We start from the raw sequence: 24,669 nt of genomic DNA on the forward strand, positions 1-24,669 counted from the left end.
GTCCGCTCACGCTCCCAAGATTCATCAAATTCCGTCGCGTAGCACTCGCTGAGCAGGTCTGCGAGCATTGTCCCAAACAAACTCTACGACCTGCTCACTTCTCAAGCTGGCCTAACTAGACACTGCCGTCTTCTTCGTCGCCCCAGTAGCGGGGTAGTGACGGTTTCTCGTTGAGTTTCCCAGCGTGGTATTTCTCGTTGAGGCTGAAGAACGACCGCCATGCTTCGCTGTTCTTGCGGATTATTTGCTGAGCGACACTACTACTGAGGACGCCTTTGTACTTGCCTTCGAGTCTACCAGTATCGGCACTCCAAACAGATTCGTCGTTGAGGAACTTTTGACGGCGAGCGTAGTTGGTTTCGTTCCAGAGACTGGCAGAAGCGTCCAACCAGCGTATGACCACCCGACGCTTCTTCTGCGAAGCAGGGCGGACGCTAAACTCGTTGGAACGCTTCATCACATTTGAGTACGTGAGGAGTATATGTAAAATTATTGTTTGACGTGGGAGACTCAGCCTGCTGTCTCGCGTGGATTGTGTCGTCCTTCGTCGGATTCATTCCACGACTAAAGTCGTGGGCTTTCTCCTTGCTCTCGTGTAATTACAGCGAGAACGAGGACGGATCCGAACCGCGGCGGAGGACGCTGATCCGGCGCTGGCAATCCCCCGAGAGGGGAACGGTGGAGTCGACTCCGTTCTGGATGCGACCCCTCCGGCCGACGCCGGGGGTCAGCAGGAACCCCGCCGTTCACGGCGGCGAGGGTGACAGCTATACCGTTGGCGTGCGTACTTGTATCATGATATCGAGTGCTGCGAAGACACCGCTCGAGGACATCGGGTACCTCGCGCGGTCGGACCACCGCGTGGCCGCGCTCGATGCACTCACCGAGCGCCCCCGTAGCAGGACCGATCTCCGGGAGCTGACCGGCGTTTCCCAGTCGACGATCCGACGGACGCTACGGACGTTCGAAGACCGCCACTGGATTCGGAAGGACGGCCACCAGTACGAGGCGACGGCGCTGGGTGCGTTCGTTGCCGCGGGAATGCGAGACCTGATCGACAGGTTCGAAACGGAACGGAAGCTCCGCGACGTCTGGCAGTGGCTCCCGATCGAGGCGAGCGGATTTCCGATCGGGATCGGTTCAGATGCGGTCGTCACGGCGGCCGAGGTCGATGACCCGTACCGCCCGGTGAATCGGTTCGTGTCGCTGCTCCGTGAGACGGACCGATTTCGATTCGTCGGATTCGATCTGGGGCTCCTCGAGCCGTGCAGGGACGAACTCGCCCGTCGAATCGTCGACGGGATGGAGACGGAGATCATCGATCCGCCGCGCGTTGCCGGCTACATCCTCTCGACCTACCCCGAGCACTGTTCCGGACCTCGTGAGAGCGATACTCTCACCGTCCGGTTGCACGACGACTTGCCGCCGTACGGCGTCGCCATCTTCGATCGTCGAATCGCGATCAGCGGCCACGATCCCGAGAGCGGGACGGTTCGAGTAGTGATCGATACCGGCGCGCCGGAGGCACGCGAGTGGGCGGAGTCGATGTACGAGAGCTACCGGCGCGACTCTCGACCGCTCGTTCCCGAACTGGTCGCGGAATGACCGCGCGACGCGGTGAACCCGGAGGCGGCCGCTGACTCCCGTCACCGCCCGCTTCGATGGCCACTCTCCGGGAGTACGCCGATCGCCGCGAACGCGATGATCTCGTGAGCGCCCCTCCTTCGCCGCCAGCCGGAGACCATCGGTCAGCGGCTGCACGGACGTCACCGACTGCACGGACTCCACTAGATGCCTACACGATCCCCCGACTCGTATCCGCTTTTGCCGGGAGGCGAAACCATGACCGACGATATGCAATCGCAAGACAGTACGATGGGCCTACAGGTAGCGTGTGACACGGCGGTTTCCGGCTGCGTGTTCCGCATGCGGACCGAGGAAGACGACAGGGAACGACTGCTCGAGGTGACGCGCGAACACGTCCGAGAGCGACACGGGCGGGATGTCACGATCGAGGAAATCGAAGATCAACACGTGGAAACGGTCGAGGTCCCGCTCGAGGAGCAGGTCCGATGAGTGTGAACCGGCCGACGGCTGACGGGTACGAGACCGAGTACGAACTCGAGCGGGGAACCCGGATCGGCTCGCTCCTGATGGCGTTCGCGGGCGTCGCCTTCGTCGGCTACGGGGTCGTCTTCCTCGCGAGGACGTTCTTCGGCACCGGCTTCGAACTCGGCGTCGCGACGTTGAACGGGGTCACTCCTGCGGACCTCGACGCGATCGATCCGGCCATCATGCACTACATCAACCACCTCCACGTCGCCACCGCGGCGTTCATCATCGCCACCGGGATCGCCATCACGGCGCTCGCGTGGTACGGCGTCCGAAGCGGACAGCTGTGGGCGTGGGCGACGGCGATCGTCGCCGCCGTAATCGGGCTCGCGATCGCGCTCCCGATGCACTACGCCGATCTCTTCGCCCACGACTGGGTGACGCACCTCGGTCCGATCTACCTCGCGACGATCGTGTTCGTGGTCGGGGCCGCGCTCTCCTACCGTGGCATCAGATCCGGCCCCCGAACGGCGAAAACCGGCGAGAACGTCGAGGCGTAACCGTTCCTCTTTTCGAGAGTCGATCGAACGACCTCGTCCGTCGCCCCGGAATCGCATAGCGAACCGTCGCTCGACTACCGACGGCGACCGCTCGAGAACGGTGACGGGTATTTTCGGCCGACGGTACCCGCGGCGGACGCGCGATCAGTCCCGATCCGTCTCGCTCCAGTCGCACTCCTGGCACTTCCAGCCGGTGACGAGTTCGGTGACCGACGGCATGTACACCACTTTCAACACGTTTTCGCCGCAGTCCGGACACGCTTCGTCGGCCTCTTCGATCGAATCGACTTCCATCACGGAGTCGCCTTCGACGAGCTCCGCGAGCTTTTCGGCCGTGACCATTCGCCCCTGAACGACGCGATTCTCGCTCACACTCGAGAGTCCGAGCGCAACGCCCTAAGCGTTTCCCGAACCGATCGCCGGCACGGCTCGAATCGATCGTCGACCGCCGTCCGTCCGTCACCGTCGCGGGACGACCACCCGAGGCTTCGCCGGGATTTCGCGAGACAAAAGAGAGAACTCCGAGACGATCGGTACCAGAACTCCGCGGCGCAGGGACCGGTCGGTCGCGGCCCGTCGGTTGACACCCCTCCCCATCCGTCGGCCGTCAGCGGCGTGCGACAGCGTGGTCACCGGCGTACCACCTACCGCATCGTACGCTTCGATTCGAAGGAGTATCAGTGTATGCCACACAGCGTGTGCATACCATGCACACCGCTCCCCGCCCCGTCCCGATCACCGACTCGAGTCCCATCTCGGGCCGAGACGCTCATTCCGCGATATCGATCGGCTCTGAGCGACGCTCGAGCGCGTCGAACCGGTCGATCGCCCACTCTCTGACGCGCTTGTCGGTCGACTCGAGGAGTGCAGTCGGCACGCCGTTTTCGTCGTAGACGGCGATCTGAACGGTTTCGTCCAGGACTCCCAGATAGAAGGAGATGCCGTCCTCGGCGACCGAGACGGTCATCGAATCGGCGTCGGCGATCGCCGCGAACGAATCCGAGACGAGCGGGTCAGTCCGCACCGTCTCCGCGACCGCCTCCGTGACGACCACCTCGAACACGGCACCCGAATCGATGGCCCGCCGCGATTGTTCGAGCTGGTTGGCACCCGTCGCCGGCAGTGCCAGTCTTGCGTGTTCGACCCCGGAGAGAGACGCGACGTGACGTTCGACCGGTCCGTACGGGTTCGCAGGGGTCGATTCGACGACCGTCGCATCGGCCAGCCGGTTCGGATCGAATCCGAGCGCGTCCGCCGGCAGTCGCTCGAGCACCGGCCGCAGCCGGACGGCAGCGCCGACCCGTTCCAGCGCCGTCGACAGTCCGGCGGCGACCAGGGACCCGGCCGACGTCAGCTCGTAGCGCCGGTCCCGTTCCCGGATCAATCCACGTTCCGCCAGCCCGATCAGGTTCCGCTGTAGCGTCGTTCGAACGACGCCGGTCTCGGCCATCAGCGATTCCCTCGAGACGGCCCCCTCGGCCGAGAGCGTCTCGAGGATTCGAACTCGGTTCTGCGATCGCGACACGTACTCGAGCGTCTCGATCGCGAGTCCGTTCCGGTCGCTCATCACATCACGTCCTCTGAGCGAGCCCACTTTACCGCACCGGCCGCGACGGGAACCGGCGGCGTTCGCGAAAGCGATCCCAGTGACCGACGCGAGTGGTCGCCGCCCCCGACCAACGCGTCGTAACCGGCCTGTGTCTGCGGGCACAACCGTATAGGCCGTGACGCTCGAACGACGGTGTATGGAGACGCGATGGGCGACCGTCGACGGTGTTACCCTCGAGTTACCGGCCGACAGTACGGTCTGTGAACTCCGAGACGGACTCTACAAACCCGATGACGCTGTGCTGATCGCAGTAACGGGTGACCTCGTTGCTGTCGTCCACGACGAGGACCGACCGCTGTCGGAGCTCGTCGCCGGCTGTGCGGACACCTACTACTTCCGTCGACCGGGCGAACCCGACCGAAACGAACTGATCGCCAGATTGGACCTCGAGGACACATTGGACCGGTCGGAACACGATCGAGAGGGGGCCGAAACGACGTTCCAGCGGCCGGGAATCGATCACTGAGTCTCGACGGTCTCGACCGGATCGTCAACGCGAAGGCGAGTGCCGCGATCGCGGTCGCGAACCCGCGTGATGATCATCAGCGAGTAGTAGTGATCGAAGGCGTCCGCGTCGGCCCACTCGGGGAAGGTTACCTCCCGCTTTCGGACGAACTGCTCCCGAAACCCCTCGATCGGCTCCCCGGTATCTGGATCGCGCTGTGGGACCACGCAGCGACCGCAGGGGGTGACCCCTTCGAACCGGACGTCACCGATCTCGAACGCCGGCGCGTCCGCACCGACGAACCGATCCTCCCAGAACGGATCGACGCCGCCGACCTCGATATTCGCCCGCAGTCGGCGGCGTGCGCCCTCGAGCGTCATCTCGTCGAACCAGGACGCGACGGTTTCGAGCGTGGCAGTGCTGACCACCGACGGCCCCATCTCGCGGCGGTCTACGAACCCGAGTGAGGCGTCCCGCTCGAGCGAGAGGTCCTCGTCGAAGAAGTCGCTGAACCAGGACTCGGCGCGTTCTCGATCCGCGTCGAGATCGAATTCCCGCGTCTCTCCGTCTGGCGCTTCGACGAGAAGCACCGACGTCTCCGAGTCGAAATCGGTCTCGAGCGCGTGTACTCGATCGGTCCGTTTCCCGTTGAGAACGTCGCCGGCCGCGTCGAACAGGGCGAACTCCCTGTCGCGGGCCACCGTGCCGCCCTCGAGGACGTCGGCGCTCTCGAGATCGATGCCGTCGAGGCCCTTCACCGGATAGACGGTGAGCCGCTCGAGTCGTGCCATCGGGTGGACGTTCCCGCCGATCCCCTATCAGTGTTCGTTCGAACGACCCAGCGACCGGAACGCGATCGCGGGACGGTCCACATGGGGGCAGTCGGTAGCCGATGCCTGGCCGAAACTGTGGACGAACGGCAGACCGGAAGATCGAACGACGGATCTCCGTCAATCGATCGTCACGAGGGGGACGTCACTCCCGTCGAACTCGACTGTCACCTGATGGCCCACGTACCTGAAGCTGATCCGGCCGGTTCGCTCGCCGCCCGACACCGTCGTCGCAAAGATCGCTGTGAGCGCGTCGGGATCGACTGCGCCGAACAGGGGCGGTAACGCCGTCGGGTCGACTCCCTCGAGCGCCGCAACCCCGGTGACGATTCGTTCGTGCACCGCGTCGGCATCGACTGCGAGGGAGTGTGTCATTATCAGGTAACCCCACACCGATCTATTAATAGCTTCTGAACGTTGGGTTATTTACAAAAAACAGCATACGATATTGATCCGACAGCTCGGACTGGGGGCCGACGGTCCATCGCGTTCGATACAGGGCGTACGGCCGGTCCGTCCGTGCTGACCGGTGTCTGAGTCTCCGCAACCGGCTCGAGGTCGACTACGGTCTCGGGAACACCCGCACTCAGGTCAGGTCGAAACGGGGCGATCGTCGACCGTTGTCGCCACCGATCGCGTCGGCGGACGCCGATTATCGAACCGACAGATCATCGCCACCGCTCGGTTCCGTGAACTCGAGTTCGATCTCCAACTCTCGGTCGCTGTGCTCGGAGAACTCGATTTCGACTTCGACCGGATCGCTGTAGTCGAAGGGGATCTCCCACTCCGAGGCGGAGATCGTAAACGAGGACCCGGCCTCGAGTTGGTCGGCGAGATCGTGCAGGAACGCCGCCGTCTCCTCCCGCGAGAGATACACTTCCCGTTCGAAGAAGCCGCTCGTGATCGTCCGCCGATCGTCGGTCCGGTCGTCCGGGAACTCCACGCGGTCGTTCATAGGGGGATCTGCCACGACGAGGCGAATAAAGCCCCGTTCACATCGTTCGACACGTCGTGGCACCGGCCGGCCTTGAACCGGGATCATCTAGACCGATCGCCGAAACCCTTCTTGTGGCCAGAGAGTGTCATTTAGTGGCATGAGTCTGCTCGAGGCCCTGGGAAACGGAACGCGACTCGCCGTTCTCAGAGAGCTCTCCCGGGAACCGATGTACGTCTCGGAGCTCGCGGACGCGACCGGAATGGACGGGAAAACGGCAGTTCACCACCTTTCGACCCTCGAAGAGGCCGGGTTGGTCTCTCACTACCGACGCGGGAACAGGAAGTACTACGAGCTCGTTCGGAGCGTCGAATTGCGAATCGCGCCGCCGCCGGAACGGACCTTCATTTTACAGGCCGACGACGCCGACGAAGCTGACAGCCACACACGCGGCTAGCCGGATCGGTCCCCGATCGTCGGATCCCGCCGCGTCCAGTCGGAGTGCCCGTGAGCGGCGAGATTCCGTGCGTGTATAGATTTCCAACGGACATTCCTCTCCGCCCTGTTAGATATATGTGAACAGGTGTCGTGAATCAGGGACATGATCGAAGCGGTCCTCGAGGGGCTCGTCGAGTCTCAGGGCACGTGGTTCGCGTATCTGGTGCTCGCCGTCGGCGCGATCGCCCTGACCTATAGCGTCGAAAAGCTCATCAGTTACCTCACGCGGGCGGCGATGGGGCTCGGCGTCTCGATATTCGCGCTCGCGATCGTCTTCACGGGAATCGAGTTCGACGACACCGTCGTCGCGCTCGTGTTCGGTGCCGGCGAGCTCGAGCAGGTTGCGCTCGGGACTGCACTCGGAACGGCCCTCGCCATCACCGGGATCACGCTGGCCGCCGCGGCGATCTACAGACCGTTCCCGGTCGACGTTCCCCGCGACTACCTGGCCCTCCTCGCGATCTCTCCGCTGGTTCTGGTACCGTTCGTCTTCGTCGATCCGCTCGCGCTCGGCCACGGGATCGTCCTGGTCGTGATCTTCATCCTGCTCTTCGGGTACATCGTCTCCCGGGAGGTTCAGCGCGACGTTCCCGTCTTCAGGGACTCCGAGATCGCAGAGCGAATCGAGGCCGACGGCGGCGTGCCGATCGACGAACTCGCGATCGAAGACGTCGATAGCAGAACCGTCCTCGAGGAGATCCCCGAAGATCGGTACGTGGGCGAGCGGTCGTACGAAGGCGTCTTCTGGCTCGGATTCGCCGCCGTCGCACTGCTCGGCATCGTGGCCGGGGCCATGCTCCTCGAGGCGGGATCCGAGGCGATCGTCGAATCGTGGGGGATCGAAGAGACCGTCTTCGGGGCGACAGTGCTGACGCTCGTGTTGACGATCGAGAACCTCCTGTTGACGATCGAGCCGGTCCGCCGGGGGATTCCGGAGATCGGAATCGGTCACGTCATCGGCAGTGTCATCTTCTCGGTAACGGCCAACGTCGGCGTGATCACGTTCGTCGCCGACGTGACCATTCCACGAGACGTTCTCCGCTTTCATCTCCCGGCCGTCGTCGTTCTCACCGTCGTCTCCGCCGCGTTCATCTCGAGCGGGCGGCTCCGGCGACGGCACGGCTACGTCCTCCTCGGTCTCTACGTCGCCTACTGGCTCGTCTCGCTGCTCGTCTTCGGTGGCGTCCCGATCCCCGAGGCGCTTTGATCGGAACCGGTCCGCTCCGGTCGTTCGTTCCTCCGAATCCGGACACGTCTTCGCGTCTCGTGGTACCGAGACCCGAGCATAAGTACGACGACGGTGTATTCCGACGATATGGTCGTTCCGGATTCTCCGGTCACCCTCGTCACCCTCTTCCTCGTCGGCGTCGTGCTGGTGATCTGGTGCGTCGAGGTCTTCATCGGGGCCGTCGCGCAGAGCGCCGTTTCGCTCGGGATGTCCGGGTTCTTCCTCGCGGTCGTCTTGGCCGGCGTCGACCTCGAGAACGCGGTCCTCGGCGTGACCGCCGCGTTCGTCGACCTGCCGGCGCTCGCGCTCGGGACGGTGTTCGGTGAGTCGCTGTTCGTCCTCGCCGTCGCCGTCGGGCTCGCGGCGATCCTCGTCCCGTTCCGAATGGACGTCCCGCGGGCCTATCTGCTCATGCTCGTTCTCGTCCCCCTGCCCGCGTTCGCGCTGTCGATCGGCGGGGCGATCGACCCGCTCGAGGGCGCGGCCCTCCTCGCCCTGTTCGTCCCGTTGCTCGCCTACATCTTCTGGCACGAGAGCCGGTCCGAAACGACCTACCTGCTCTCGGAAGAAGTGACGGCGGTCGTCGACCTCGAGCCTCGATCGGCCGGGGAAGCGCCGGACGGCGGCGACGAACCGGGCGGCTGGTCGGAACGGGACGTCGACCTCGATCTCGACGAACTCGTTCCGTCGTTCGAGCACCGGAGCGGGCTCTTCAATCTCGGCGTGGCCGTCCTCGCGGTCGTCGGGATGACCATCGGGTCCGGAATTACGGTGGTCAGCGCCGAGGGGATCTTCGTCGCGCTCGGAATCACTGAGCTGGCCTTCGGCGCGACTGTGTTGAGCTTCATCGCCTCGATCGAGGAACTGGCGCTCACCGTCGAACCGGTTCGGCGGAATCGGCCGGAACTCGCCGTCGGGAACGTCGTCGGCAGCACGGTCTTCTACATGACGGCGAACGTCGGACTCATCGCCGTTTTCCACCCCGTTACCACCGGCGGCGACGTCCTGGCGGTCCACTGGCCGTTTCTCGCCGCCAGCCTGCTCGTCGTGACCGCCATGCTCGCACGCGGCCGCGTCACTCGCGTCGGCGGAATCGCCCTGTTCGGACTCTACGTCGGCTACTGGATCGCAAATTACCTCTGAGACGCACCTGCGACGGGTTCGGGAACCCCGACTGACCGCAGACCTAGCAAGTGGAAAACCGTCTCGAGACGGGCATCCAACTCCGTCCTCGTGTCCGGTCGTCTCTATCGGCGTCTCGACGCCGACGGACGATCACTCCGTGTCGAGCTCGAACTGCTCGTTTTCGGAGACCGCGTTGAGGACGATGCTCGTGTTCGACTGGTTGATGTCCGGATCGGTGATCAGCGTCTTGATCTGATCGTTCATATCGTCGGTGTCTCTGAACTTCCCGATGGCGATCACGTCGTAGTCGCCGGTGACCTCGTAGACGGAGATCATCTGCCGGTGGTCTTTCAAGGTCTCCGTGATTTCGGGAAGCGCGTTTCCTTCGGCTTTGAGCTGCATAACGGCGGTGACGTCGTAGCCGACCGCATCGTAGTCGACCTTCGGCGTGTATCCTTCGATCACGCCCTCCTCCTCGAGATCGGAGAGGTGGTTCGAAACGGTCGTCACGGAGACGTCGAGTTCTTCGGCGAGGCTGCGGAGACTCGCGCGGCCGTCGTCGAGCAGTTCGTTCACCAGATCGGAGTCAAGGTGTTCGTATGTCATTGTGTGGTATGAATCCCTCCTCTTATTAGGAGTTTACGAATATCCAGTTCTATCCGATTCTGTTGAGTCGGTGTTGTGATGGGGAGATCCTTTCTATGCGAGGCGTGAATTAACTCAGAACGTTCGAACGCCTGCCGGAAAAGCTGTTTCTCGCGTTTCCGGGACCATCGAACGGTTCAGTACAGCAACGTTCGTTCTGATCGATATCCGGGTTTCGACGACCAATGAACGATTATCCGCCGTCTCCGGGAGGCCAACCCGTTATCAGATCGAGTACGGACTGAACTGGAGCGAATAGTGGACGAGAACGAGCTGGATCGAAACGAGGACGGCGATCGCGAGCGATCCACGGACCCTCCACGCATCGCCGGATTCGGTCGCGGGGAGGAGAATCGCCGCGGACAGCGTACTCGAGCCAAGAAGCGCGAACGGGAGCATCCGGTAGGGAACGCGGAAGTACTCTATGAGCGGCCAGTATCGATAGAGTATCGCGTACGGTGCCCACTCCGAGAACGGCCCCCACGCCAGGATCAGGCCGATACCGAACAGGAAGACGAACGGAACCAGTTGCCGTTGGCGACTGGGTGTCGTCGTCACGAGGACGACCGTTCCAAGGAAGAGGAGGCCGAGTCGGATGAGCATCTGGAGCGGAGTGTCGGCGGCGAAGAAGACACCGGGGCATTGTCTAGTTGAGTCAATTTGAGAAGTGAGCAGATCTGCGAGCATCTAACCAATTCACTCAACTAGACAGTGCTACCTACGTCGATGTCTCGGCCGACGATATTACGAACGTTTCTTCGGCCGACGAGTCTCGATTCTGCTCATCCGGCGTATTGATGCTCACCGAGAGATCGAACTCACCGTCCGCGAACGCTTTGCCGTCGAACTGAATCTGGTACGCGAGGGCGTCCCCGCCGTTGACGCCGTATCCGACATCGTCGCGTTCAGACTCGAGCGCGATATCGAGGGACGTCTCGAGTTGTTTGATATTGATCGTCTCCTTAGTGACGCCGGAGCTCCGCACGTCCAGTACGGTTCCGTCGGGAGCGAACGTGACCGTCACCGACTCCCCGGTATCGGTCATGATGACTACATTCAAACTATCGACATCGACCGGATCCGATCTCGTATCGACGACGGCGTCGAACGACGCCCGTTCGTCGGGCGTCACCTCCGACGGTCCGTCGACCGTGATATCGACAGCCGTAGCTGGCTGTGCCAGCACCAAGAGCGATCCAGCGACGAGCACCGTTACCACGAGCGCAACCAATTCGAGATCTCTATTCATTCATTTGTCACCGGACCCGTTGATCCTAGTTCCGTTCGTCGAGAAGCGCACACACAAAAGGATCGGACAGTTTTGGCCGGTAACCGAGGACAGATCCGCTGTTTCAGTCCGAAACGCGTGACTGGCCGGAAACAGAAATCGACTCTTTGATCCAGACATTATCGATCACCGACCGATCGAGATGCCGGTATATCGGTACTTTCGTCCTCTCGGTCGGCCGACTCCGACGCGACTTCGCGCCCTTCTTTCACCGCCGTCACGAGCGAGACGTTGAACAGGAGCGTCGAACCGACGCCACCGGCTAGCGTCACGAAGTTTTTCACCGCGTGATCGACGACCGCGGCCGCGAGAGCGACGCTCCAGCCGACCGGTGTGAGCGCAACGATGATGAATGCGAACGCGCCCTCGTAGAGCCCGACTCCGCCGGGCGTCAGCGGAAGGACCTTCGCTAGGTTGCCGACGGAAACGGCGAAAAAGCCGACCGCGAGGAGCATCCAGAGCGGGAGATTGACCCCGAAGGCGACGAACACGAGCAACGCCGTCAGGACGTCGATCGTCCAGATGACGGCGCTCAACAGCCCGACGCGCACGAACGCGCCCCGGTCTCGAGCGATCAGTTGCAAGTCGCTTACGAACCCTTCGATCGCATCGCGTAGCGATTCGACGGACGGTCCGCCGCTGATCCGACCGATCGTTCGATGAACGTAGTTCCGATCCGACCGCGCCGTCGTAACCAGACCTGCGACGGTAGCGAGCGTCCCCACGGCGACCGCTGCGGCGGCGACAAGTGCTGTACGTCCGGTTTCACCCGTCGTCGAGGCGCCGCCGGTGGCATCGCCAGCCCAGAAGACCGACACGTCGGTCCCACCGAGCGCGAGCACGCCGAACATCACGCCTGCCATGACCGTGATCACGAGCAGGTCGAAGACCCGTTCGATCGCGAGCGATGCGAACCCCGACGAATACGGGATGTTTCGCCGTGCTTTGAGTATGTACGCACGGATGCCGTCGCCGGCACGGGCCGGAAATACGAGGTTTCCGGTCTGACTAATAAACACCGCGCCGGTGAGAAATCCGGTCCGCTCGGAGAAATCCAGCTTCGCGAGGATGTCTCGATACCGGAGCCCGCGAATCGGCCACGACAGAAAATACGCGCTGGCGCCGAGAGAGACGAGCCCCGCATCGGCCGATCGAACTGTCTCGAGGAGGACCATCGGATCCAGGAACATTCCGGCGAGCAAAAAGAGTCCAACGGTCGCTAATATCCCGGTTATCGATTTGGTTCGAGCGGTTACCCGCGGGCTGACCGACCGCTCCCACCACAACCGGAATATCTGTGATCCCATCCCGAACACGTCTCGGGTGATATCGACTTTCGAATCCCCTTTCGGCTCCCAGTCGACCGGAAACTCCTTGACGTCGTACCGCTGTTGTGCCCGGACGAGCACCTCGGTGTCCCAGAACCAGTGGTCGCCCTTGACATCGTCTAGCAGTTCGAGCATCACGTCTCGATCGAACGCTTTGAATCCACACTGGTGGTCGCGGAGGTCCGATCGGAGGAACAGCCGGACGAGTCCGTTGTACCCTTGGGAGAAAACCTGCCGCTTCAACGGTCGATCCGCCATGTTCTCCGGTAACAGACGTGATCCCGTCACGACGTCGTACTCGGCCGACCGAACGCTTTCGACCAGTTCCTCGAGGTGGTGAAGATCCGTCGCGAGGTCGGTATCGAAGTAGACCAACACGTCGCCGTCGCCCTCCTGGAAGGCCCGTTTGAGCGCCCCGCCGCGTCCGAGCCGCTCGTCGCTGTGGAAGTGGCGAACGCGGGGGTCTTCGCTCGCGATTCGCGACGCGATTTCGGGTGTCCGATCATCGCAGCCGTCTTCGGCGACGATGATATCGAAGCCGCCTTTCGGCAAGAATTCTGCGAGCGTCTCTCTCGTTACTGCGATCGTTCGTTCGATCGTCTCGGCTTCGTTGTACGCTGGCAGGACGACGCTCACCTCTGGCGCTTCCAAATCCGTGCGGTCCGGCGGATCGGGTTCAGGCTGGCGATAACGCATACGATGGTTCCTCGAACGGTTTTATTAACCAGTCAGGACCGTCTCGAGGGAGAAGACGATTTTAACAGCGAAACTGTATTATGGGTATTTTTATAAGTAATAGCCGAAGCAAACAAATAGGAAGTTTATTATCAAAGATGAACAACCGCGCCCTCAGGTAATTTTTATTGGTCATGGCCGTAAGTAACCAAGTCGCAGTTTATGTCTGAGAGGGAATATGGAGGTGGATTGATGAATGGGAAATCATTCAATAAATAGGTAGTCAAAGCGAACTCTATAGGCTACAGATACTGGGCTATAACACGGCTAGCACCGTGATCCGGTGCATGATCGGAATCGTCGGCGGCGGGATCGCGGGGCTTTCGGCTGCGTACCGTCTCCAGCAGAACGGGTACGATGTTCGGGTGTTTGAAGCGTCCGACGACATCGGCGGCCTCGCAGCGACGTACGAGACGAGCGGAGACTCGATCGAGAAGTTTTACCACCACCTCTCGCAGTCGGAGGAGACGATTATCGAACTCGCCGAGGAGTTAGGACTGGGAGACGCCGTCGAGTGGCGCCACAAATCCGACGCGTTCTACGTTGACGGCGACGTCTACCCGATGGACACTATCTGGGAGATCGCGACGTTCCCTCACCTCTCGCTGTACGACAAGTTCCGCCTCGGGATGTTGACGATGGAGGTCGACGTGCGCGGGGGCCTTCCGTCGTTCGACACGTACGACGATTTCACCGATTTCGAATACGTCCCCGTTACTGACTTCTTACTCCAGCACACGACGGAAAACGTCTACGAGACGTTCTGGGAGCCGCTGCTTGACGCGAAGTTCGGCTCTCGGAAGGACGACGTCAGCGCCGCATGGCTCCTCGGACGAATCAAGTTCCGGGGCGAACGCGACATACTCCGCGGCGAGCAACTCGGCTACTTCGAGGGTAGCTTCGCCCGGCTCCTCGAGGCGCTCGTCGAGGCCGTCGGACGGGAGAACATCGTCACTGGTGCCCGCGTCTCCGACGTCCAATACGCGCGCGGGGCAGTGGAGTCCCTGACCGTGAGGAGGAGCGACGAGACGGAAACCCACGACGTCGAGACCGTCGTCGTCGCGACGATGCCGAACGTACTCGAATCGCTGACCAATTACGAGTGTGAGATCGATTTTCAGGGGACCGTCTGTGCCGTCGTGAGTATTCCTGAACAGTTGACGGACACGTACTGGCTCAACATCGTCGACGACGCACGATTCGGCGTCCTCATCGAACACACGAACTTCGTCCCCACCGACCGGTACGGCGGCGAGCACCTCCTGTACCTCGCGAGCTACGTCCAAGATCCCACCGAACCCCTCTGGCAGATGAGCGACGACGAGGTACGATCGTACTGGTTCGAGGGTATCCGTGACCTGTTTCCGTCGTTCGATCCGGACGCCGTCAACTGGATTTCGGTCGCACGAAACCCGCGGACCGCACCGATATATGAACAGGGCTACCTCGATATGGTTGTCCCGTACGATCTCTCGGACGAAGTCGCCGATGGTGTCTACTATGCTGGGATGGCGAGTCGCGCGCAGTACCCAGAGCGGAGCCTCAACGGCGGAATCGAGGCAGGTTACACCTGTGCGGAAAAAATCGACGAAAACGAGGTCGCAGCTCGTAGAGAGGCGACGATCCCTCGAGAGACGTGAGGTCCTCTCCGTCCGATTCGAGGCGGCGACGCTACTGCGCGAGGTCCGTCGCGAAGAGACACCAGGTGCCGTCTGGCAACAGCATGTAGAGCCCATCGCCCGATCCGTCGTCGGTATCGGTGTACTGGACGAGGTCGCCGGGCTGCCAGTCGTCGGCCGCCGGCCGCTCGCCGGTACCCGACGCCACACCGATCCCGCTTCGGGTCACGCAGTCGCGATCGATCCGCCAATTCTGGTTCATAACGTTCCGCGTGACGACGCTCTCGAACGCGATCGGCGTCCCCGTCTCGCCGGCGCCGCTCGCGAGAGAAATACCCTCTGTTAGGTCCTCGAGGACGAGTTCGTCGAAGCGGACGTTCGAGAGATCCACGCTACCATCGATCCAGACGCCGTCCCATTCGCCGGTGCCGACGACGCGGATGTCTCGCCAAGTCACGTCGCGCCACGTCCCACTCTGGACTTCCCACTTCGCTCCGGGTTCTGTCAGCCACGGGTTCTCGTGTGTGATATCCGAGAACGTCGCGCCCACGAGTTCTCCGCCCTGATCGTCCTGGTAGAACAGTTGTCCTCCGCTCTGGATCTGACAGTTCGACACGGCGACGTTCTTCACGTACGCAGGGTGTCCATCAACTGCGTTGTGGTTCCAGAAGTGACCGTACACGTTCGTGGCGGCGAAGTTCGAGATGGAAACGTTATTCACGTGACCCCACGTCCGGACGATATCATATGTGTGATCACAGGTGCAGTTGGAGACGGTGATATTCTCGAGTTGTCCGTAGTCGGACGTCCCACCGGAGTCGTTGTTGTTCATGAGCTTGATCTCTCCGCCGTTGTACCCGTGATAGTCGGTGACCGAGACGTTCCGAATCACCGTATCATTCTCAGTATACAGGCGGACGAACGGTCCGTGTCCCGTCTCGTTCGTCTCGTACTGATACATAACCCCGCCGCGGTATGCCAAAGTACTCAGATCGCCCCCGTCGCCCGCGAGCAGGTCGCTCTCGGACCAGTCGAGAGCGCTGTAGGCCGTCACGAAGTCGTCGTTGACCGTTCCAGCGAGGTTCGACATGATTCCGCGCTCGCCCGGACCGGCAAACGAGATGCCGTCCTGATTGTCGTGGGAATCGTCCTGTGCGATGAAGATGTCGTGGACGAACGCGTCCGTGAAATCCTCGACTATGCCGCCCCAACCGGCTGTGGGACCGAGCGTAAATCCGCCGACGCGTAGCCGTTCGACGTTGTGAAAGACGAATCCGTAGTGTTCGCTCACCTCGGGTTCGTTCCTGCCGGCGTCGTTCTCGTAGGGACGATTCTGTCCGGCGGCGTTGCCGTCTAGCCTCGCGGCCCCCCGCCCGACAACGGTGATGTCTTCGTCGCGATCTTTCGTGTTCTGGAACGCGAGTTCGTTCCGCAACAAGTTCGTTCGGGCGGCGTCGTCGAGGAACAGGTAACTGCCGTCGAGAACGAGCGTCGTCTCGGACGGGATGGTGACGGCATCGGTAACCAGCCACCCGTCGGCGCGCTCGCTGTGATCGTAGCCCGCCAAGTCGTCCGGACCTTCGGCGGGGACGACGACCGTTCCGCGGACTCCGTCGAGATCGTCAAGCGCCGCCTGAATCTGCTCACCGCCGTTGGCACCGTCGAACCGCGTCGCGTATACGACCTGGCTCCCGAGGGTCGGTCGTTCGCCGTCGACAACGAGCGAACCGAGTTCGAGACGGTCGCCGTTTTCGTCGAAGCCCCCGAGGAGCCGATCAAGTTTTTCGAAGTCAGTCCGGTGTTCCCACGATTCGCCGTTATCGAACAACTGGAACCCGTGGTTACTGGTGAAGGAGGGCATTGGGCACCCTTTCGAATCGAACGTCATGGGTACGTGGCTGGACACCTTCCACCTTTAAGCCGAATCATCGTCGTCCGAACTGTCGTTTCGTCCGATATTGTCCGAACCGACGAAAATGACGCACCGTCGGTAGTACGCTCGTCCTACAGTCGGATGGAACCTGTTCGAGCAGCAAGCACGAGTTGCATCCAGTGTCCCGGTTCGTCAGTCCATTCTCCTCGACGATCGAGTGATTCGGTCGGCTGCGCCGGTTTCGTCCTCCGGATTCCGCTCGAGGACGACCGTTATCCGCTCCAGTTCAACGGTGGCGGTGGGATCCAGCAGACGGCCGCGGAATTCGACGTCGCCGCGGGTTCGCTTGAGGTCGAACTCCTGGGTCACCGCCCGGAGTCCGTCCGTCTCGTTGACCGTCTGGTTCGCGAGAACCTCGGCTTCGGTCTGCCCCCGAACCATTCCGGCGGTCGTGTCGAGGGCGACGGCACCATTTTTGCTCTCGGTTCCGCCCGAGACGTCGAGGTAGTACGTCACCTCGTAGGTTCCCGGGTGGAACAGATCTCGCGGACCGTACCACGCGAAGTCGCGAGCGCCGGTCGCGACGAGCCGACCGTCCTTGAGCTCGGCCGACGAAGCAAGTGGCCGGAAGTCCGCCGGTTCGTACCGATATCGTTCGGTTATCTCGTAGGTCCCGTCGTATTCGAGTTCGTCGTGATCGATTTCGTAGATCGTGACCGCGTCGTTTTCGTAGGCGATGGAGACTCCCTCGAGTTCCGTGAAGGGCCGAACCTCGCCGTATCGGTCCTGCTCGAGCGGGCCCGCGTGGACGTACTGGACGTCGTACTTCTCGAGGATGTCGACGCGTTCGGCGGGCGTTCCCTGGTAGAGCGCGTCGACGTCGTGGGTACGCTCGTAGTAGGCGGTTTCGTCACGGTATACGCGCTGGTGTTCCCAGCCGACGACGGTGGGGATGCCGGTCAGGCTCGAGGGAGCGCTGTCCCAGCGCCACCGGCCGCCGGGCGCCGACGCCATCGTCGGCTGTCCCTCGACGTGGTCATCCAGCCAACTAATTGCGTCCATCTCCGCCGGGTGCAACGCCTTCGCGTAGAGGTGGCCGTCCAGCGTCGGATCCTCGTCGTTGACGGTGACGCCCGATCGGCCGTCCAGCGTCTCGAGATGCGTGACCGACACCGACTTAAGCCGTATCGTCGCGTTCTCCTCCTCGAGTTCGCCGGCGACGACGACGTTCTCGTGCGTGCGATTGATTCGCACTGTCGTCGACACCCGTTCATAGCCGTCGGTTTCACCGATCGGCATTGTTTCGAATCGGGTCTGCTCGCGTTCGTGTGGAATCCGGCCCTCGACGGCGACCGTCCCGACCCGTTCGTCTTCGTCCTCGCTCTCGGCAGTCGCGTTGACGACGGCAACAATCTCGTAGACGCCGGGCTGGAGCCACGTGTACGGGCCAGACCACACCCGTCTCTCGGCACCCGAGGCGACGATTTCGCCGTCGATAATGCCACTGCTGAGCGTCGTATCGAAGTCAGTCCCGCTGTACGTTCTGGTCTCGTGGACGCTACTCACCTCTAATCCGGGCGGTTCGTGGCTGTAATAGCCGGTGTTATCGGGCGGGGACGTCGATCCGTGGACGAACTGAGCGAAAGCGATTCCTCCGTATAACGACGTCATGACCAGTACTACTGCGACTAAAACGGCGCCTCCGTTCACCGGCCGATCTCGCGACGGGAGTCGATCGCGAGTGAGGAGACGCGCTGATAGCACGCCAGCGGCGATTCCCCAGAGAACCCAGGTCTGGAAGTACGCCCTGAAAAGGGTGTTCGTTCGGCCGACCACGATCGGGTCCGGGTCGTCGAGGTAGACGAACTCGATCGTCAGCAGCATCACCGAAACGGCAACGAGCAGCACCATCGCGAAGTTATCGTCCTCGCGAGCGGTCCACCACGCGAGAACGAGGAGCGGGCCGAATATGACGCCGGCCGCAAGATCGATCGTGAGCCAGAGGAGGAGAGCGAGCACGGCGGTGCCAGCAAGTTCGAGTCTGCGCAGACTCGTCTCCCGATTGAGCACCGGGATCGTCACGGTCCGAGTCCGCTGCGTTCCCCCGTCAGTCGATTGATCACCGCCGACGGTGGAGTCGACTCGGTCGACCACGACGAAGTAGACGATCGTTACACCCGCGAACGCACCGTACAGGAGGACGAGTTGGGGACCGGTGGTACGTTGGTCAGAACCGATTAGCGCGACGGTTCCGCTTTCGACGCTGATAGTCGCGAACAGGGGCGCCGAACTGGCGACCGTCAACACACCGATCGCGATCACAGCGACAGTGGCACGGAGGACCGACGACAGTTCGGCTACCAGCCGGTCTTCCGTTTCCGAACCATCCGCTCGACGGAGACGAGCAGCGACGTTGGCTCCGGCGGAGTCGAACGCCACGACGAGCCAACACAATCCAAGTGCCGTCGGGAGCGTCCAGACGTCGATAACGGTTGTCGTTCCGATAGCGATCGGAACCGCGGCGAAGAGGAGTGCTCGTCGGCGACGTCGATCCTCCAGTGGCGTCCGGTAATAGGCGTACAAGAGCGCGGCCGTGAAGACGAGAAACGGCGCGCTCGAGAGGTGTGCGTGGAGTTCACCGTGTAGCGCCTCGAGTAACGGAACGGGCGTCAGTCCTTCCTCGATCAGGAACTTCGGATCGTCGTACCGGAATTCGGATAAGCCGTCCCACAACAGCTCTGCCCTAGCCCACGTCAGGTGGGGAGCGAATATCACGAGTAGCGGCTCCGCAATCCTGTCCGGGACCCGGGACGTGACGACGATGAGCGGGACGAAGAGGTTGCCCGCGATACCGACGAAGAACGCGCCGAGGAGACCGGCGAGGCGGCGCGATCGATCCCGAGCTACCGCGATTGAGCCGGCGAGTTCGTACGATCCAGTTACCAGCAGCGCGTAGACCGTCGCGACGGCGAGATTGTGCCCGTAGCGCGGATCGACGCCCGACAGTTCGACCAAGATCGCCGATAGGAGAGGGCCGCCGTAGTGATATTGAATCGGCTCCCCGGCGAACCACGGGTCCTCCGGTGGGAGCGTCTCACCTCTGAGTATCGACTGTAGGATCGAATGGTTCAAGAAGTGTTCGTGCTGAGGCAACAGACTCGGATTCAGCGAGAGAACGCCGACGATGAACGCGAACGTGGCCGCGAACACGAGCGCCGACTCGACTGTCGCGCGACGGTCGATCGGAACACCTCGAGCGACGAAGAACACCGTCGCGATCGCGAGTATCGCGACGGCGGCAACCACCGTCATGCCCCCGAATCGAACGTGGCCGAACCAGAAGACGAGGAAGCCGACGATCGTCAGCGACGTCGGCAACGCGAAGCCGGCCCCGCGCCCGGGAAGCGACGCGAACAATACGCTCGCAACGGGGACGCCGAGACCGAGCAACACTAGCAGGACGAAAAACCAGCGGCCGACGATCGCGAGGTCGCCGATCATGGCGGATCAGCTCCCGTCCCAGTGGGGACGAGTTCTCGTCGTCGGTCGACATTTTCGCCGGGCCGATCCGGGTGAGTCTGCCTCGGTACACGAGCGGCTTGAGAAGTCGAGTTAGCCGCCGGTCCGGTCCGCTCGACGACGACCGACTCGAGCAGCTCCGCTCCGTTCCCGGGACCCACGATCCCCTCGAATCCGACGTCCGTCGTGGTTTCGTTCAACCGGAACTCTGTGGTGACGTTCTGCGATCCGTTCGCCGCTTCGATCGGCGCCGTCTCGAGCGTCTCGAACGTGGCACTCGGCGTCTTCCACCCCCTCGTTACTCCGACCTGGCTGATCGATTCGTCGTCGCTATCGGCGGCCGTTTCCAGTTCGAACGTTGCTCCGTACGTCTCTGGCCCGAACGCCTCGTACGGGCCGGCCCACGCTCGTTCCTGCGACTCGTTCGATTCGTTACCCCTCGCGACGATTCCGTCGTCCGTTCGCTCTCCGGCATCGATGGCGACGAGAGCGTCGGGATCTACTCGCCGCGGATCGTCGTCTCCGAGCCCGTCCTCGCGAACGACGTCGATCCCGGCCAGTTCGACGGTGGCGGTGGGGTCGAGCAGACGGCCGCGGAATTCGACGTCGCCGCGGGTTTGCTCGAGGTCGAACTCCTGAGTCACCGCCTGAAGTCCGTCCGTCTCGTTGACCGTCTGGTTCGCGAGCACTTCGGCCTCGGTCTGACTCCGGATCATTCCGACCGTCGTATCGACGGCGACGGCACCATTGTCGCTCTCGGTTCCGCCCGAGACGTCGAGGTAGTACGTCACCTCGTAGGTTCCCGGGTGGAACAGATCTCGCGGACCGTACCACGCGAAGTCGCGAGCACCGGTCGCGACGAGTCGACCGTCCTCGAGTTCGGCCGTCGGCGGGTGGCCCAACAGCGTCTCCGGTTCGTACCGGTAGGTCGTGTCGATCTCGTAGGTCCCGTCGTATTCGAGTTCGTCGTGATCGATTTCGTAGATCGTGACCGCGTCGTTTTCGTAGGCGATGGAGACTCCCTCGAGTTCCGTGAAGGGCCGAACCTCGCCGTATCGGTCCCGCTCGGGCGGGCCCACGTAGACGTACTGGACATCGTACTTCTCGAGGATGTCGACGCGTTCGGCGGGCGTCCCCTGGTAGAGCGCGTCGACGTCGTGGGTGCGCTCGTAGTAGGCGGTTTCGCCCCGGTATACGCGCTGGTGTTCCCAGCCGACGACGGTGGGGATGCCGGTCAGGCTCGAGGGAGCGCTGTCCCAGCGCCACCGGCCGCCGGGCGCCGACGCTAGCGTCGGCTGACCGTCGACGTGCTCGCCCAGCCAGTCGATCGCGTCCATTTCGGCTGGATGGATCGCTTTTGCGTAGAGGTGGCCGTCCAGCGTCGGATCCTCGTCGTCGATATCGACGTTGGAACGTCCCGCTAGCGTCTCGAGGGGAGTGACGGTTACAGACTCAAGCCGCATCGTCGCGTTCTCGTCCTGAAGGTAGCCGCGAAAGACGACGTTGTCTCTGGTTTGATTGACCCGGATCACGAGCGATATCCGCTCGTAGCCGTCGGTTTTGTTCACCGACGTGCCGTTCAGCACCTCGAAGTCGTGTTCCATTCGTTCCTGGCCTTTGACCGTTATCCCGCCGACTGGATCGTCATCGCCGGTCGCGTTTACGACGATGGTGACTTCGTAGACGCCCGGATAGAGCCACGCGTACGGTCCCGACCACACTTGCCCCGTATTGTTCGCGGCAAATACGTCGCCGTCCCTGATCGCGGTATCACCGAGCGGAACGAAATCAGCTCCATCGTACGTCGTCGGCTCGTGAACGCCGCTCACGTTCAGCCCCGGCTGGTCAGTCGTGTAGTAGCCGGTCGTGTCGGGCGGCTCTGTCGCTCCTTCAACGAACTGGCCGATTACGAGAACGCCGTAGATCGAAGTCGTCAGGAGTACCACCGTCACCAACGCGACAGTCGCCGTTCGCTTTGCTTTCCGACTCGAAAGCCAGTTCCGATCCAGCAACTGGAGCGAAAAGACGCCCGCGATAGCCCCCCAAACGATCCACGTCTGGAAGTACGCCCGGAAGACGGTGTTCGTTCGGCCGACGAGAATCGTCTCCATATCGTCGAGATAGACGAATTCGATCGTGAGCAGAATGCCGACCACGCCAATGAGAAGGACCATCGAGAACTCGCCGGTCGCTCGAGCACGTATCCAGCTGACGTACAGCAACGGCCCGAACAGTATCGCTGCGGGAAGATCGAGAGCGACCCAGAGGAACACACTGAGTAGCCCCGTTATGATCAATCCGATCTTCCGTCGATCCAGTTCCCGTCCCAATACGGAGGGAGCGTTTCGCTGGTCGATCACCCCTCCGTTCGTAGCGAAGAGGTGTTGTCTATACGCGAGGAGGTATCCCACCGTGATAGTTACGAACGCTCCGTACAGAATAACGAGCTGAGGAACCGTGGTGCGCTGGTCAGAACTGACGAGCGCGATTCCCTCTCCCCCGCCGACGATCGTACCGAAAAACGGCGTCAAACAGACAACCGAAAGAACTCCGACTAGTATCGCAGAGACGATCCCACGGTATATCGTCGATACTTCGCGCGTCACCCAGTCGGGCGCGTTCGTTCCTACTGCCCGTCTAACGACCGGTTGAACGGCGTCTGACGTGGTTCCAAACGTCACTGTGAGCCAGACAAATCCGACCGACGTCGCAAGTGTCCACGTGTCGATCAGCGTCGTCATCGCGATACCGAGCGGCAATGCGACAATCAGGAGCAGCCGTCGATGAAAGTGATCGTCCGAGGGAGTCGTGAAATACGCGTAGAGCAATCCGATGATCAGCACCAGAAACGGCCCACTCATCAAATGCGGGTGAAGCTCGCTGTGAATCCCCGCCAGGAAGGGAAACGAAGTCAATCCCTCTTCAAGAATAAATACCGGATCGTCGTAGCGGAACCGAGCGAAACCATCACGCAGTAACGCGGCTCTCCCGTCGGTCATGTGGGGTGAGAATATCGCGATAATGGGCGCCGCAAGCTCGTTCGGGAGCCATGTAGTAATCAGAATAAGCGGGACGAACAGATTGCTCGCGATGCCGACGAAGAACGCGCCGAGGAGACCACCGAGTCGGCGCGACCGTCCCTTCGTCGCAGCGATCGAACCGGCGAGTTCGTACGATCCAGTTACCAGTAGCGCGTAAAATGTTGCGACGGCGAGATTGTATCCGTACTGTGGTGAAATCCCTGTCAGCTCGATCAGAATCGCAGTGAGAAGCTGCCCACCGTAGTGGTAGCGGACCGGTTCACCAGCGAACCATGCGTCTTCCGGTGGGAGCGTGTTTCCCTCGAGAAGCGATTGCAGAATAGCGATGTCGAGAAAGTGTTCGTGCGAGGGCATAATACTCGGATTCAGTGATAGAATACCCAACAAGAGCGCGAATGCAGTCGAGAATACGACCACGGATTCCGCCGTCGCTCGACGGTCGATTAAATCCACACCATCACGGTACACGCGATACCCTCCCAGCGCCGTGAGTATCCCGATGGCGAGCAGGACGACGCTGTGACTGAAACGAAGGTGGCCGAACCAGAACACGAGGAGACCGACGATCGTTAGCGACACCGGTAGCGCGAAGCCGGCACCGCGCCCCGGGACTGAAGCGAATAACGCGCTCGAGAGCGGGAGTCCGAGACCGAACAGCACCAACAAAACGGCGAACCAGCGGGCGACGACTGTGAGTTCGCCGATCATCGATCGACTCCGGGGTGATCGGTCACTACCGATTGGAGAGCAGGTCGCCACGGCCACCGAGGCCGATTAGAGTTGATATGTCCGATGACGGCACGGAGACACCCACCCGTCTCGTCGGTCGAAATCACGAGATCCGTATCGAACCCGTCACTGATTCGATCTACTGTTCGCTCTGCTGCCAAGGCCCCACACTCGACGATGGCCCAGGGATTGGCCTTGATCGCGTGTTCGGTGTCCGTTCGACGTCGATTCATTACCATCAAGAGAAGTAATTCCTAAGTCCACCGACCGGACCGGCGGTTAGAAAACGAGTTGTCGGTTTCGCGAGGAAACGTCAAATGGAACGGTCAGTCGATTGACTACACTACTGTAGGATATCGTTTCGAATCGACTGTGGCTCAGGATTCAGTCGACCGATCGTCCAGCCGTGGACGGACGTAGATATGGATTTTCCCTTCACCGGTTTCAGCGGGGACCATGCCTGGACGAAGGGTGTCTACGCTTTCTCGAAACGGCAGACGAGCTTGGGACGGAAAGAGGACGCCGATTCGCGCTTGAGTTCCGGTCGATCCCGATCGATGGTCCGTCACGTTGCCGTAAACTGTCGTAACAAGATGTTACCAACGGAGGAC

At 61.8% G+C, this 24,669-nt stretch carries 21 protein-coding genes and 1 pseudogene; 8 read left to right on the forward strand and 14 right to left on the reverse strand.

The window, feature by feature from the left end:
* Together NDI89_RS14265 and NDI89_RS14270 are read right to left on the reverse strand one after the other, a co-directional pair.
* Positions 1-68, reverse strand: a pseudogene (locus NDI89_RS14265) (IS6 family transposase); the annotation flags it as partial.
* Between the two features lie 47 nt (positions 69-115).
* Complete coding sequence (locus NDI89_RS14270) at positions 116-457, reverse strand: hypothetical protein (protein ID WP_277522283.1); 342 nt, start codon at positions 455-457, stop codon at positions 116-118.
* Between the two features lie 338 nt (positions 458-795).
* On the opposite strand from NDI89_RS14270, the gene NDI89_RS14275 reads away from it, so the two are divergent.
* The 3 genes from NDI89_RS14275 to NDI89_RS14285 all read left to right on the forward strand — a co-directional run bounded on the left by NDI89_RS14275 (position 796) and on the right by NDI89_RS14285 (position 2,612).
* Positions 796-1,605 carry a helix-turn-helix transcriptional regulator gene (locus NDI89_RS14275; RefSeq protein WP_277522284.1) on the forward strand — a complete coding sequence of 270 codons (810 nt, stop codon included), beginning with the start codon at positions 796-798 and terminating at the stop codon, positions 1,603-1,605.
* 237 nt (positions 1,606-1,842) lie between these two features.
* Positions 1,843-2,076, forward strand: coding sequence for a DUF1059 domain-containing protein (locus NDI89_RS14280; RefSeq protein ID WP_277522285.1), 234 nt, complete (start codon positions 1,843-1,845; stop codon positions 2,074-2,076).
* Complete coding sequence (locus NDI89_RS14285) at positions 2,073-2,612, forward strand: hypothetical protein (RefSeq protein WP_277522286.1); 540 nt, start codon at positions 2,073-2,075, stop codon at positions 2,610-2,612. The genes NDI89_RS14280 and NDI89_RS14285 overlap by 4 nt, the downstream gene beginning before the upstream one ends.
* 144 nt (positions 2,613-2,756) lie before the next feature.
* Here NDI89_RS14285 and NDI89_RS14290 read toward each other — a convergent pair whose 3' ends face one another.
* Both NDI89_RS14290 and NDI89_RS14295 read right to left on the reverse strand, forming a co-directional pair.
* Complete coding sequence (locus tag NDI89_RS14290) at positions 2,757-2,984, reverse strand: DUF5795 family protein (protein WP_226006967.1); 228 nt, start codon at positions 2,982-2,984, stop codon at positions 2,757-2,759.
* 397 nt (positions 2,985-3,381) lie between these two features.
* On the reverse strand, positions 3,382-4,179 hold the full coding sequence (locus tag NDI89_RS14295) for a helix-turn-helix transcriptional regulator (RefSeq protein WP_277522287.1): 798 nt from the start codon (positions 4,177-4,179) through the stop codon (positions 3,382-3,384).
* Positions 4,180-4,357: 178 nt separating this feature from the next.
* On the opposite strand from NDI89_RS14295, the gene NDI89_RS14300 reads away from it, so the two are divergent.
* Positions 4,358-4,687 carry a hypothetical protein gene (locus tag NDI89_RS14300; RefSeq protein ID WP_277522288.1) on the forward strand — a complete coding sequence of 110 codons (330 nt, stop codon included), beginning with the start codon at positions 4,358-4,360 and terminating at the stop codon, positions 4,685-4,687.
* On the opposite strand, the gene NDI89_RS14305 is transcribed toward NDI89_RS14300, so the two are convergent.
* The 3 genes from NDI89_RS14305 to NDI89_RS14315 all read right to left on the reverse strand — a co-directional run bounded on the left by NDI89_RS14305 (position 4,681) and on the right by NDI89_RS14315 (position 6,451).
* The gene (locus tag NDI89_RS14305; protein ID WP_277522289.1) at positions 4,681-5,457 is read right to left on the reverse strand and encodes an MOSC domain-containing protein; all 777 of its coding nucleotides are present in this window, start codon (positions 5,455-5,457) and stop codon (positions 4,681-4,683) included. The genes NDI89_RS14300 and NDI89_RS14305 overlap by 7 nt on opposite strands.
* 159 nt (positions 5,458-5,616) lie before the next feature.
* Positions 5,617-5,871, reverse strand: coding sequence for a HalOD1 output domain-containing protein (locus tag NDI89_RS14310; protein WP_277522290.1), 255 nt, complete (start codon positions 5,869-5,871; stop codon positions 5,617-5,619).
* A 277-nt stretch (positions 5,872-6,148) separates the two neighbouring features.
* Positions 6,149-6,451, reverse strand: a complete 303-nt coding sequence (locus NDI89_RS14315; protein ID WP_277522291.1) for an amphi-Trp domain-containing protein — start codon at positions 6,449-6,451, stop codon at positions 6,149-6,151.
* 139 nt (positions 6,452-6,590) lie between these two features.
* Here NDI89_RS14315 and NDI89_RS14320 point away from each other — a divergent pair, with 139 nt between their 5' ends.
* The 3 genes from NDI89_RS14320 (at position 6,591) to NDI89_RS14330 (ending at position 9,299) form a co-directional block, all read left to right on the forward strand.
* Complete coding sequence (locus NDI89_RS14320; protein WP_277522292.1) at positions 6,591-6,887, forward strand: ArsR/SmtB family transcription factor; 297 nt, start codon at positions 6,591-6,593, stop codon at positions 6,885-6,887.
* Positions 6,888-7,031: 144 nt separating this feature from the next.
* A complete protein-coding gene (locus NDI89_RS14325) occupies positions 7,032-8,135 on the forward strand; it encodes a sodium:calcium antiporter (RefSeq protein ID WP_277522293.1) in 1,104 nt (367 codons plus the stop codon).
* Positions 8,136-8,243: 108 nt separating this feature from the next.
* Positions 8,244-9,299 (forward strand): sodium:calcium antiporter, encoded by a 1,056-nt coding sequence (locus NDI89_RS14330; RefSeq protein ID WP_277522294.1) that lies wholly within the window; start codon positions 8,244-8,246, stop codon positions 9,297-9,299.
* A gap of 132 nt (positions 9,300-9,431) precedes the next feature.
* Here the strand turns inward: NDI89_RS14330 and lrp are convergent, their stop codons facing one another.
* From lrp to NDI89_RS14350, 4 genes are all read right to left on the reverse strand, one after another.
* A complete protein-coding gene (lrp, locus tag NDI89_RS14335; protein ID WP_277522295.1) occupies positions 9,432-9,887 on the reverse strand; it encodes an HTH-type transcriptional regulator Lrp in 456 nt (151 codons plus the stop codon).
* 264 nt (positions 9,888-10,151) lie between these two features.
* Positions 10,152-10,529, reverse strand: coding sequence for a hypothetical protein (locus tag NDI89_RS14340; RefSeq protein WP_277522296.1), 378 nt, complete (start codon positions 10,527-10,529; stop codon positions 10,152-10,154).
* A 115-nt stretch (positions 10,530-10,644) separates the two neighbouring features.
* Positions 10,645-11,175, reverse strand: coding sequence for a hypothetical protein (locus NDI89_RS14345; protein WP_277522297.1), 531 nt, complete (start codon positions 11,173-11,175; stop codon positions 10,645-10,647).
* A gap of 158 nt (positions 11,176-11,333) precedes the next feature.
* Positions 11,334-13,238: a flippase-like domain-containing protein gene (locus NDI89_RS14350; RefSeq protein ID WP_277522298.1), complete on the reverse strand. Its 1,905-nt coding sequence runs from the start codon at positions 13,236-13,238 to the stop codon at positions 11,334-11,336.
* A 326-nt stretch (positions 13,239-13,564) separates the two neighbouring features.
* Here NDI89_RS14350 and NDI89_RS14355 point away from each other — a divergent pair, with 326 nt between their 5' ends.
* Complete coding sequence (locus tag NDI89_RS14355) at positions 13,565-14,917, forward strand: NAD(P)/FAD-dependent oxidoreductase (protein ID WP_277522299.1); 1,353 nt, start codon at positions 13,565-13,567, stop codon at positions 14,915-14,917.
* A gap of 31 nt (positions 14,918-14,948) precedes the next feature.
* On the opposite strand, the gene NDI89_RS14360 is transcribed toward NDI89_RS14355, so the two are convergent.
* The 3 genes from NDI89_RS14360 to NDI89_RS14370 form a co-directional block, all read right to left on the reverse strand.
* The gene (locus NDI89_RS14360; RefSeq protein WP_277522300.1) at positions 14,949-16,784 is read right to left on the reverse strand and encodes a glycoside hydrolase family protein; all 1,836 of its coding nucleotides are present in this window, start codon (positions 16,782-16,784) and stop codon (positions 14,949-14,951) included.
* A gap of 177 nt (positions 16,785-16,961) precedes the next feature.
* Positions 16,962-20,270 carry a DUF2298 domain-containing protein gene (locus NDI89_RS14365; protein WP_277522301.1) on the reverse strand — a complete coding sequence of 1,103 codons (3,309 nt, stop codon included), beginning with the start codon at positions 20,268-20,270 and terminating at the stop codon, positions 16,962-16,964.
* Positions 20,267-24,037 carry a DUF2298 domain-containing protein gene (locus tag NDI89_RS14370; RefSeq protein WP_277522302.1) on the reverse strand — a complete coding sequence of 1,257 codons (3,771 nt, stop codon included), beginning with the start codon at positions 24,035-24,037 and terminating at the stop codon, positions 20,267-20,269. The genes NDI89_RS14365 and NDI89_RS14370 overlap by 4 nt, the downstream gene beginning before the upstream one ends.
* Positions 24,038-24,669: the final 632 nt, after the last annotated feature.

Origin of the sequence: Natrinema salsiterrestre, from assembly GCF_029502005.1 — an archaeon.
In the GTDB taxonomy this organism is placed as follows: domain Archaea; phylum Halobacteriota; class Halobacteria; order Halobacteriales; family Natrialbaceae; genus Natrinema; species Natrinema salsiterrestre.